Source organism: Arsukibacterium sp., from assembly GCF_041616895.1.
GTDB lineage: Bacteria > Pseudomonadota > Gammaproteobacteria > Enterobacterales > Alteromonadaceae > Alishewanella.
This window is the reverse complement of sequence record NZ_JBFJPY010000102.1, coordinates 1-11,125: the sequence shown is the minus strand read 5'-3', so window position 1 is coordinate 11,125 and position 11,125 is coordinate 1. Positions and strand designations below refer to the sequence as shown.

Here is an 11,125-nt window from a genome sequence, read left to right as displayed (position 1 = left end):
CCATTTCATTAGCCGATACCGGTGCTCTGGCAGGTGATACCCTGACCGTCAACGGTGTGGCCATCGTGCTGACCCAGGCACAGATTGATGCCGGTGTAGTACTGACCACCGTACCTGCCCCTGCTGAAGGTGCGACCTTAACCGTTACCGCCAGCATTACTGATGTGGCTGGCAATACCGGTGCCACTGGCTCTGACAGTGCCGTGCTGGATACCTCACCACCATCTGTGGATATAACAACAGATGCAACGACATTAGCTGCCAATGAGCAGACGACGGTAACCTTTACCTTTAGTGAGCAAGTTACCGGCTTTACGATGGCAGATATTGCGGTAACGGGCGGCGTTTTAACTGGCTTAACTCAAGACCCGACCAATCCGAATATCTGGACTGCTACCTTTGTAGCGAATGGTACTGCAGCAATATCAATTGCAGTAGCAAATGGCAGTTACACAGACATAGCCGGTAATTCTGGTACAGGTGATACCGCATCAATCAACAGTACGCCGGTTGCAAATAATTCGAATTTCACCGTCAATGAAGATCAGGTGTTAACAGCCAGTGTGTTGTCAAACGATGTCGATGTTGATAGCAACGCCTTAGTTGTCGAAAGCTTTATTATCAACGGTCAGAGCTACCTGGCAGGCAATTCAGTCGTTATTGAAAATCAGGGAACCTTGCAGCTTAATGCCAACGGCGGGTTTACTTTCACTCCTGTTGCCAACTGGAGCGGGACCCTGCCAACAGTTAACTACACCATTTCTGATGGCCAGGGTGGAACCTCAACAGCAACACTGAATATAACGGTAGCCCCTGTTGCCGATGCGGCGATGCTGCAAGTGGCAGATGCGGTATCAACCTTGGCAGGCGCAACGTCTATCACTACCGGCGCTAACGGCGTTCGGTCAGGCGAAGGCTTAAGTCAGGCCTCACTGGAACAAGCACTTGGCTTAACCAGTGGCTTCTTGGATAGTTTTGCCGCACCCTCTGGAGCGTTAACTGACCCGGGCAATATTGATGCAATAGATGGCAACTACACCTCGAGTACCGTTAACTTAAACAAAGACATGTCGGTTGGTTTTAATTGGCAGTTTATTAATGGCGAGAACCTCGTCAATGAAATCCAGGCTGGATTTAATGACTTTGTTCTGGTGATAATTACTGCACCAGATGGCAGCAAAACAACCCAATTAATTACCTCTTCTGAGTTTTTGGGTGCAGCGGTCAATGGTAACGGCACGTTTAATTTTACTGCGACCCAAGACGGTCTGTATAAATTTGACTGGGTAATTATCAATGGCAGGGATAGTGGCAAGGATTCTCAGCTTAACTTATCTGCCCCTACCATCACTGTAAATGGCGTTACTTACGGCGATATGGTCGATTTGACCATCACCGCCGCGGTCGTTGATGCCAGCGAAAGTTTGATACTAAGCATTACCGGAGTACCTGCTAATGCCTTGTTGACAGCCGGTATTAAAAACGCAGATGGCAGCTGGACATTAACCCAAGCAGAGTTGGAAGGATTAAGTATTTTAACCCCGGTTGGCTTCAATGGGCAGCTCAATTTGACGGTAACCGCAACCACAACTGATGGCACATCAAGCACCTCGGTATCAGACATTATTACCATTGATTTGTCGCAAACCAGCAATACAGTATTGTCAGGTAATGATTCACCACAAACCATTACAGGTACAGATGCTGGCGATTTAATTATGGCCTATGGCGGCAACGATATTATTAATTCTGGCGCTGGCAATGATGTTATTTACGGCGGTATCGGCAATGACACGATTAATGCAGGAGCAGGGAACGACATACTGTTCGGTGGCAAAGGCAACGATACCCTGACCGGCGGCACCGGTTCTGATGTATTTGCCTGGCAACTAGGTGATCAGGGCAACACTACCACTGCTGTTGATGTGATAAAAGACTTCAACACCGCGCAAGGTGATGCAATTGATCTACGTGACCTGTTACAGGGGGAAAACAGCGATAATATTACTGATTACCTGAGCTTTAGTGTCAGTGGCGGCAATACCACCATCAGTATTAAGCACACAGGCACAGGCAATGTTAGCCAGCAGATTATACTTGAGGGCGTAGACTTAAGCAGTTTTGGCGCTGATGCCCAGGCCATTATTGAAAACCTGATTAACAACGGTAATTTGAAGATTGATGGCTAAATGCTCTGATAGTCAGACGCTTAACCCAGGTAATTAGCAAAGGAAACAGGCGCACTTAGCGCCTGTTTTTTTATAATAGATTAATAGGCACCTTTAAATAAGTGGTACCGTTATCATCAGCCGGCGGCAGTTGGCCGGCGCGGATATTAACCTGTACCGAAGGCAAAATAAGCCGGGGCATCGCCAGCGTAGCATCGCGCGCCTCGCGCCTTTTTACAAAATCAGCTTTCCTTACGCCACCACCAACATGAATATTGTGCTGCTTTTGTTCAGCTACAGACGTCTTATACTCGTGCCCTCGCCCCTTTGGCGGGTAATCATGACAAATATAAATTTCGGTATCAGCCGGTAGCGCCAGCAGCTTCTGAATAGAGTCAAATAAAGTCCCGGCACTACCACCCGGGAAATCACAGCGGGCGGTACCAACATCAGGCATAAAAAGCGTATCTCCAACAAAGGCAGCCTTACCGTTAATGATATACGCCAAATCAGCCGGGGTATGACCTGGCAAGTGCATCGCGCGAATAGTCATTTCGCCGATCTGGAAGGTGTCGCCGTCAGCAAATAAACGGTCGAATTGCGAGCCATTCGGCAGAAATTCTTTTTCCAGGTTAAATACATCTTTAAAAATGCGCTGTACCTGGGTTATTTCAGCGCCAATCGCCACTTTTGCATCCAACTTGCTTCGCAAGAATGGTGCTGCCGATATGTGGTCAGCATGGGCGTGGGTTTCCAATATCCAGTCAACCGTTAACTGATGTTGTTGCACATACGTCAGAATTTTTTCTGCACTAACAGTACTGGTGCGGCCGGCCTTGTAATCAAAATCCAATACCGGATCAATAACTACCGCTTTGCCACTAAGCGGATCGCTTACCACATAACTAAAGGTTTCACTGTCATTATCTAAAAACGCCTGAACCTGATAGCTCATGCTGCCCCCTCAACCATTTTTCTGCAATAACACCACAAAGTGAGTATATGCTAATATAATATAAGCTTATACCATATGGAAATAACTTTGACGGATTACGTTTCGTAGCTAAACCAATAGATGAACTGGATGGTGTATAGCGCACGTTACAACTTCGGTGAAGCCTGATTGTTATCCCTTAATTCAGCATTTTTTGGTAAAGATGGTGGGAAATTGACCCAGATCAGTTTTTATACTAATTCTGCATTCGCTACTTTACATCGATAAGACTAGCATAAATAAGTTATAACTAATTAAAAGGGTTAACTTATGCAAAACAATGTAGGTGGAGTTGATAAGGTAGTACGGATTATCGCTGGTGTCATATTAATTGCCCTGGCAGCAACCGGTATTATTGGCCTGTGGGGCTGGGTTGGCGTTGTGCCGTTGTTAACTGGCCTGTTTAATTTTTGTCCATTGTACAGTGTACTGGGTATTAAAACTTGCAAGATCAATTAGCAGCGTTTATTTCAAGCCGAATTATGTGCCGATCTTCTTGAGCACGTTTAAACGCAGCCTTAAGCTTGGCGTTCTCCGCTGCCAGCTGTTGTTATTAAGTGATGAAGTTAAACGGCATGCGTTTTGAGATACCGCTAACTTGCATTTTTGTAGGCTAATAACGAAATACTGCCATCGTTTAGCCATTCTACGTCTAACTCACCAGCAGCAATAATTAAGCGCCCTTCCCGGTTTGGCCGGATCCGGTGACGCTTGCGATGTTCGACCAAAGTATCGAGCAATTCTAAAATAGCGGTTTTTACACCTAACTCCCTCAGCATCATATTATTGGCTTCAGTTAAGTGCCATGCAGTGGCGGTTAGCATTGGTGATTCGGCTTCAGCGACAAACATAATGCTGCCACTAAGCTGTTGTAGTTGAGGGTAGTTATAGCGCAGTGCTTCCAAGCTCTGCTTTTCCAGTTGGATTACATCATTATCCATAGCATTCTCCTTAGGCTCTGTTTCAGTGTAGCCAAATTAGCAGCTGAAAACAGCTCTGAACAGTGAAGATATTTTATATGTGTACGCTAATGTTACAGGCAGCAGATTTCATATTTATGCCAAAATTGTTTTTTCAAGCTTAGACAATCATGAAACATTGGTCGAAAACGCGTTTGGACTGGGCTCATTGCTTAAAACACAAAAACCACCCTAAGGTGGTTTTGATATTTTGGTGCACCCGCCGCGATTCGAACGCGGGACCTCTGCCTCCGGAGGGCAGCGCTCTATCCAGCTGAGCTACGGGTGCAACCTTCGCACTTTGGTGCGAGCGCGCATTATAGACAGGGTTTTAGTGTAAGTCTATTCCCTGACAGTGCGTTTTTTAGGCAAACAGTTTTTATGCGGATGATTGCGCCACTGCCTTTGAAACGCTAGAGTAGCTTAATTGTGGTTGAGGATCCTTTTCGATGGTTGGTTTTTTTAGCGCGCTGCGCTATTGGCACTGGTTACTGTTAGCGGTATTGGCTGGTGTGGCTTTACTGGCTACTGAAATTTTAGTTAAACACGAACAACAACTTACCCGTAGCCAGCAATTGCGCCATGAAGTAGCCAGTGCCGGTCAGCTAAAAGCCATGCTCGAATCTGAACTGAATATCCCGCTTTATTTAACCGTTGGCCTGGCCTCTTATATTAAAGCGAGCGGCGGTGAAATAGATCAAGATGAGCTGGATATTCTGCTGCCTGGCCTGGTACAGCAGGCGAAGCATATCCGGAATATTGGCGTAGCGCCGGGAAACCGGCTGCAATATATTTATCCGCTGGTCGGTAATGAACGCGCCATTAATTTATATTACCCGGATTTACCCGACCAGTGGCCGGCGGTGGAAGAAATTATACGTAGCAAACAGGCGCGGCTGGTTGGTCCGGTGCGGCTGGTGCAGGGAGGCCAGGCTTTTATTTACCGGTTACCCCTCTTTATTCCCGATGATACCTATTGGGGTATTTTAAGCACTGTCATAAATATAGAAACCATCTGGTCTTTACTGGCAGACAACGCAGCAGCGCAAAATGTCACTATAGCACTCAGAGCTAAAGTGCCGGGCAAGGACGACTATGGAAACACTTTTTTTGGTGAGCCAGGTTTATTTTATGATGATAGCCTGTTGCTGAATCTGGCGATCCGTGGCGCAGACTGGCAAATGGCGATAAGGGCCACCGAGCCGGTGTTAAACAGAGGTGTGTTATTACGTGTTAGTCTGTTTACTGCCACTCTTTGCTTGTTGATCTTGCTGGCCTGGCTGTTTTATTCGAGACAACAATTGCGGCAGACCGCGAATGAGCTTAGCCACAGCGAAAGCTATTTACGGGCAGTAATGAACAATGTACGCGATGCCATCGTGGTTACCAGTGATGACGGCATTATAGAGGACGCCAATGTGTCCTGTTTCCGCTTATATGGCTACCCCAGCGGCAGCCTGAAAGGTTTACATTGGTCTATGCTACTTGCTACTCCCCAGAATATTGATGAGATTTACAGCGCCACATCAGCACCTGACCAGGTATTTGAAGGCCAGGGCCTGCGCCAGGACAGTAGTCAGTTTGAGCTGTCGTTAACCCGCAGCAGACTGGTTCAAGGCAAGCAACAGCACCAGTTAATGTTAATTAGAGATATTACAGAACGTAAGCGAGTTGAAAAACTGAAAAATGACTTTGTGGCTACCGTTAGCCATGAACTCCGTACACCACTTACTGCTATCAATGGTGCCCTTAGTCTGGCTATTGGTGGCGCACTGGGTGACATAAACCACTCTGCACAGAAAATGCTGACGATGGCACATAGCAGCTGCGGCCAGCTCAATCAGCTTATTAACGATTTACTGGATACTGAGCGTTTGGCCAGCGGCAAAATGCGCTTTTCGATTTCTCCGGTTGCACTAGTTCCTTTGTTGGAGCAAAACATTACCCAAATTGCAGCGATGCAGCATAAACAACGCCTGGTGATCGTTCAGGACAATGAAAAACCTTTTCAGGTGATGGCTGATAAAGGCCGGTTAAGCCAGGTTTGTCTGAACCTACTGTCTAATGCGGTAAAGTTCTCGCCAGATGACAGTGTGGTTGAGATTAAGTTAAGTGAGCATGACAAGATGATTCGGGTCAGCGTTATTGATCAGGGCAAAGGTGTCAGTGGAGAGTTTTTACCTCATTTATTTCAGCGGTTTGCTCAGGCTGAGAACCATGCCAGTCGCCAGCATGCCGGCACGGGCCTCGGATTAGCAATCAGCAAAGCCATAATAGAGCAGATGGACGGCAAAATTGGCTACCAGCGTCTCGCCCAGGGTAGCTGCTTTTATTTTGAATTACCCGCAACCGGCGTTCTAACAGATTAAAATTTGCAGCTGGCAGTTTTTTGTCTTAATTTGCATACCATTGGCTGCAAAAGCCGCCATTTTAATGTCATTTTTGACATACTGCATTTGCTACAGCGCACCTGCAAGGGTGCAGCTGACAATAATGACTAGCGGTCTTAACCGCAATTACGCCACGGAGACATAATAATGCGCAAAACTTTACTCGCTACGGCGATTGGTGCCATTCTAGCGCTGAGCGCCTGCTCAGACAATACCGCCCCAACCCAGGTAGCATCCACTCCCTCAGCCGTTGAGAATACCGAAGTGACCAGCAGCAACCCATTTTTTCAGCAAAGCAGCCTGCAATATCAGGCTCCGGACTTTAGTGCCTTTAATGATGATCACTTTCTGCCCGCTTTCGAAGAAGGTATGAAGCAGCACATGGCTGAGGTGGAGGCCATTGCCAATAACTCAGCTGAACCAACGTTTGACAATACCCTGGTTGCCCTTGAAAAAAGCGGTGAAATGTTAAACCGGGTATCTCGGGTATTTTATAACCTTACCGGTACTGACAGTAACGAACAGCGTCGGAAAATCCAGTCAGAACTGGCACCAAAAATGGCAGCCCACTCTGACAACATTAGTTTAAATCCTGCTCTGTTCGCGCGGGTTAAAGCCATTTATAACAATCGCAATGAGTTGAAGCTGGATCCGGAAAGCGTGCGGCTGGCTGAAGTCTACTATGACCGGTTTGTGCGGGCAGGTGCCGAGCTGACTGAAGATCAGAAAACCGCGATTCGGGCACTGAATGAAGAGCATTCAAACCTGACCACCAAGTTTTCGCAAAACCTGTTAGCTGAAACTAAAAATATCGCCGTGGTAGTTGAGAGTAAAGAGGAGCTGGCCGGATTAACCGACGCTCAGATCACAGCAGCTGCTGCAGCAGCAAAAGCAGCAGGCCATGAAGGTAAATACCTGCTAAACATTACCAATACTACCCGCCAGCCGGTGCTAAGCCAGCTTGATAACCGCGAATTACGTAAGCGGGTGTGGGAAGCATCTGCTTATCGTGGCCAGAGCGGTGAGTTTGATACCACTCCTATCGTTAGCCGTTTAGCGCAACTGCGGGCAACGCGCGCCAAGCTGCTGGGTTATGCTAACTGGGCCAGCTATGGCCTGGAAGCGCAAATGGCTAAAACACCGGAAGCCGTGTTCGGTATGCTCGGAAGTATGGTGCCGGCTGTGGTAGAAAATACCAAAAAAGAACTGGCTGACATCAATGCAATGATTAAACAGCACGGTGGTGATTTCGAAGCCCAGCCCTGGGATTGGGAATACTATGCAGAACTGGTTCGTCAGGCGAAATACGATTTAGACGAAAACGAAGTTAAAGAGTACTTTGAGTTTAACCGAGTATTGGAAGATGGCGTATTTTATACCCTGAATCGCTTTTACGGTATTCGGTTTGAACCCCGTCCGGATTTACCGGTATACCACCCTGACGTTAAAGCGTATGAAGTATTTGATGCTGATGGCTCCAGCCTGGCGATTTTCTATGCTGACTACTTTGCCCGTGAAGGTAAACGCGGTGGTGCCTGGATGAGCTCTTTTGTCGGCCAGTCGAACTTGCTGGGTACCAAGCCGGTAGTAGTGAATGTTATGAACATTCCTAAAGCACCGGAAGGTAACCCAACGTTAATCAGCTACGACCATACCACCACTATTTTCCACGAATTGGGCCATGGTATTCATGGTATGTTCTCTGACGTAAAATACCCAACGTTAGCCGGTACCTCCGTATCCCGTGACTTTGTTGAGTTCCCGTCTACCTTTGAGGAAGACTGGGCTCAGCATCCAGAAGTGTTAAGTAATTATGCCAAACACTATGAAACCGGCGAGCCAATTCCAAAAGAATTGCTGGATAAAGTATTGCGTTCACGTAGCTTTAACCAGGGCTATGACACCTTAGAATATATGTCTGCTGCCTTACTAGACATGGAATGGCACTCGCTGTCAGCCGACGAACCACTTCAAGATGTGGTGGCGTTTGAAGCTGCAGCCCTGAAGAAGCACGGCGTTGACTTACCGGCGGTACCACCACGGTATAAGTCACCGTTCTTCTCCCATTCAATGGGCGGTGGCTACTCAGCCGGTTACTATGCCTATATGTGGAGTGAAATTTTGGCGGCAGATGCTTTTGCCTATGTACAATCTCGTGGTGGTTTAACCCGTGAAAATGGTGACCATTACCGCAAGAATATTCTGGAAGTGGGTAACTCACGCCCTACCATGGACTCTTATAAAGCGTTCCGTGGCCAGGAGCCGACAACCGACGCGCTGCTAATTCGCCGTGGTCTGAAAACCAAAGTGGAATAAGCCGCTTAACTGTTAATTAAATAAAAAGCCCTGCTTCTTAGCAGGGCTTTTTTATACCGGCCGGCTAATAGCCCTGAAGAGTTACGCGCCTGCCAGCTGCATCTGGCTGATCAGCACTGAACCGGTCAGTACACCGCCACGGCGGTCGACATCGTTGCCCACTGCCGCAATATTCATAAACATATCAGCCAGATTGCCGGCAATTGTCACTTCCGCTACCGGGAACTGAATCTCACCATGTTCAACCCAGAAACCACTGGCGCCCCGCGAGTAATCACCAGTAACAGTATTCACGCCCTGGCCCATTAGTTCGGTAACCAGCAAACCTTTACCCATTTGCCGGCATAGCGCAGCTAAATCATCACTACCGTGGCTAATCAGCCAGTTATGAATACCACCAGCATGGCCGGTACTGGTCATACCCAGCTTGCGCGCAGAGTAGCTGGTAGTGAGATAGGTATTTAATACGCCATTTTCGATAACGGCTAAATCGCGGGTTTTAACGCCCTCTGCGTCGAACGGGCTGGACGCTAATGCCTGGGGTAAATGCGGTTTTTCCTGAACTGTTACGCCCGCTGCCATTATCTGCTTGCCTACTTTATCCAGTAAAAAACTGGATTTCCGGTAAATACTGCCACCGCTGATCGCCGATACCAAATGACCAAACAGGCTGCTGGCAATGTCGGCCCGGAAAATAACCGGTACTTTCTGGGTAGGTACTTGGCGGGCACCTAAACGGGCTACCGTTTCCAGCGCAGACTCACGGCCAATTTGTTTTGGATCGAGTAATTTACTGTACTGGCGGGCCACCGTAAAACTGTAATCGCGCTGCATTTCATCGTCTTGCTCGCCAATGACCACACAACTGAAGCTATGGCGCGAACTAGGGTAGCCCACTAGCTGGCCATGGCTGTTGCCATACACTTTCAACCCCTGGTGCGATGAGAATGAGGCCCCTTCAGAGTTAGTGATCCGCTTATCGGTGGCAAAGGCCGCTTCTTCTGCGCCGGCGCATAAGCTGATCGCTAGCTCTGTACTGATACTATCCGGATAAAATAAATCTAAATCAGGTGGGCTGAACTCAAGCCAACCGGCTTCAGCCACCCCGGTATGCGGGTCTTCTGAGGTATAACGGGCAATATCGGCAGCAGCCGCTACGGCACGCTCAAGCGCCTGCGGGCTTAAATCTGCAGTAGAGGCTGAGCCTTTGCGCTGGCCAAAATATAAACTGATACCCAGGCCGCCATCCTGATTAAATTCTACTGTTTCTACTTCGCCATGGCGGGTTTCCACACTTAAACCGCGGGTACGGCTCATTGACGCCTCTGCACTGCTGGCACCCAGCGCTTTGGCGCGGGCCAGTACTGCACCGACGGCATCTTTAACTTCGGCAATTTCCTGCCAGACGTTTTGTTCTGTTGCTTGCATATTCACTCTTGCTGATCGCTCTATTTGTGCCAAGCTTACCATATACTGTTAACGGCTGCTGCCAGCACCCCATACTTTAGTGAGCTAAGTTTATTAATGATCTTAGTTTGTACGTAAAAGTTTAACAGCAGAAGTTTAGCGGCATAAGCTTGGAGATAGCAGTTTAGTGATATACTTAACCAAAATTTGCTAATGAAGAAGCACCATGACCGAAACCGAATTTAAATACGGCGACAGCAAATGGCTGGAGCAACCAGACCATATCAGCAAAAGCCAGATCAAACGCGACATGCATGCCCTGCAGACCCTGGGAGAAGAGCTGGTAGCATTGAGCCCGGCCGCACGCGCCAAGGTACCGCTGGATGAAGAACTGCTGGATGCACTGGAGCTGGCTGACAAACTGGCTAAAAAACGCGAAGCACTACGTCGGCACATTCAGTTTATTGGCCGGTTAATGCGCACCCGCGAAGTGGAGCAAATTGAACAGGCGCTGGCGGTAATGCGCAACACCAAACAAGCCGCAGACAAACAATTTCATAAAGTAGAAAAGTGGCGGGAGAAGCTGCTGAGTAACGACGATGCGTTAACTGAATTTGTCGCAGCGTATCCAGCTATTGAAGTGCAGCAACTGCGCTTACTTATTCGTCAGGCCAAGAAAGAGCAAGAGAAAGAGCAGCCGCCAAAAGCCTTCCGCGAGCTGTTCCAGCTGATCCGGCCGGTTATTATGGAAAACGACGCTAATTAATTGCGCTGACCACGCAAAAAACAAAGCCAGCAATATGCTGGCTTTTTAATTGGGGCTGTCGATAATACTTAAATACGAGTTAACCAGCCATGTTTATCGGAAGCTTTGCCCCACTGAATATCATT

General features: G+C 47.9%; 8 protein-coding genes and 1 tRNA gene. 5 read left to right on the top strand and 4 right to left on the bottom strand.

Going from position 1 to position 11,125, the window contains the following annotated elements; genetic code table 11:
* On the top strand, positions 1-2,189 hold a 2,189-nt coding region (locus ABY802_RS14110), incomplete at its 5' end, for a type I secretion C-terminal target domain-containing protein (RefSeq protein WP_372627765.1).
* Positions 2,190-2,259: 70 nt separating this feature from the next.
* Here ABY802_RS14110 and ABY802_RS14105 read toward each other — a convergent pair.
* Complete coding sequence (locus tag ABY802_RS14105; RefSeq protein ID WP_372627764.1) at positions 2,260-3,123, bottom strand: MBL fold metallo-hydrolase; 864 nt, start codon at positions 3,121-3,123, stop codon at positions 2,260-2,262.
* Positions 3,124-3,432: 309 nt separating this feature from the next.
* Between ABY802_RS14105 and ABY802_RS14100 the strand changes: the two genes are divergently transcribed.
* On the top strand, positions 3,433-3,621 hold the full coding sequence (locus ABY802_RS14100) for a DUF2892 domain-containing protein (RefSeq protein ID WP_372627763.1): 189 nt from the start codon (positions 3,433-3,435) through the stop codon (positions 3,619-3,621).
* Positions 3,622-3,755: 134 nt separating this feature from the next.
* Here ABY802_RS14100 and ABY802_RS14095 read toward each other — a convergent pair whose 3' ends face one another.
* Complete coding sequence (locus tag ABY802_RS14095; RefSeq protein ID WP_372627762.1) at positions 3,756-4,103, bottom strand: hypothetical protein; 348 nt, start codon at positions 4,101-4,103, stop codon at positions 3,756-3,758.
* A gap of 230 nt (positions 4,104-4,333) precedes the next feature.
* A tRNA-Arg gene (locus ABY802_RS14090) sits at positions 4,334-4,410 on the bottom strand.
* 160 nt (positions 4,411-4,570) lie between these two features.
* On the opposite strand from ABY802_RS14090, the gene ABY802_RS14085 reads away from it, so the two are divergent.
* Together ABY802_RS14085 and ABY802_RS14080 are read left to right on the top strand one after the other, a co-directional pair.
* Positions 4,571-6,490 carry an ATP-binding protein gene (locus tag ABY802_RS14085; protein ID WP_372627761.1) on the top strand — a complete coding sequence of 640 codons (1,920 nt, stop codon included), beginning with the start codon at positions 4,571-4,573 and terminating at the stop codon, positions 6,488-6,490.
* A gap of 168 nt (positions 6,491-6,658) precedes the next feature.
* The gene (locus tag ABY802_RS14080) at positions 6,659-8,827 is read left to right on the top strand and encodes a M3 family metallopeptidase (protein WP_372627760.1); all 2,169 of its coding nucleotides are present in this window, start codon (positions 6,659-6,661) and stop codon (positions 8,825-8,827) included.
* 81 nt (positions 8,828-8,908) lie between these two features.
* Here the strand turns inward: ABY802_RS14080 and pmbA are convergent, their stop codons facing one another.
* Complete coding sequence (gene pmbA / locus ABY802_RS14075; protein ID WP_372627759.1) at positions 8,909-10,255, bottom strand: metalloprotease PmbA; 1,347 nt, start codon at positions 10,253-10,255, stop codon at positions 8,909-8,911.
* 205 nt (positions 10,256-10,460) lie between these two features.
* On the opposite strand from pmbA, the gene yjgA reads away from it, so the two are divergent.
* Positions 10,461-11,000 carry a ribosome biogenesis factor YjgA gene (gene yjgA, locus ABY802_RS14070; RefSeq protein WP_372627758.1) on the top strand — a complete coding sequence of 180 codons (540 nt, stop codon included), beginning with the start codon at positions 10,461-10,463 and terminating at the stop codon, positions 10,998-11,000.
* Positions 11,001-11,125: the final 125 nt, after the last annotated feature.

What these genes read in the sequence shown, in the direction of transcription:
- ABY802_RS14100 (WP_372627763.1), top strand. Translation starts at nt 3,433, where the DNA reads ATGCAAAACAATGTAGGTGGAGTTGATAAGGTAGTACGGATTATCGCT.
- ABY802_RS14105 (WP_372627764.1), bottom strand. Translation starts at nt 3,123, where the DNA reads ATGAGCTATCAGGTTCAGGCGTTTTTAGATAATGACAGTGAAACCTTT.
- ABY802_RS14095 (WP_372627762.1), bottom strand. Translation starts at nt 4,103, where the DNA reads ATGGATAATGATGTAATCCAACTGGAAAAGCAGAGCTTGGAAGCACTG.
- ABY802_RS14080 (WP_372627760.1), top strand. Translation starts at nt 6,659, where the DNA reads ATGCGCAAAACTTTACTCGCTACGGCGATTGGTGCCATTCTAGCGCTG.
- ABY802_RS14085 (WP_372627761.1), top strand. Translation starts at nt 4,571, where the DNA reads ATGGTTGGTTTTTTTAGCGCGCTGCGCTATTGGCACTGGTTACTGTTA.
- yjgA (WP_372627758.1), top strand. Translation starts at nt 10,461, where the DNA reads ATGACCGAAACCGAATTTAAATACGGCGACAGCAAATGGCTGGAGCAA.
- pmbA (WP_372627759.1), bottom strand. Translation starts at nt 10,255, where the DNA reads ATGCAAGCAACAGAACAAAACGTCTGGCAGGAAATTGCCGAAGTTAAA.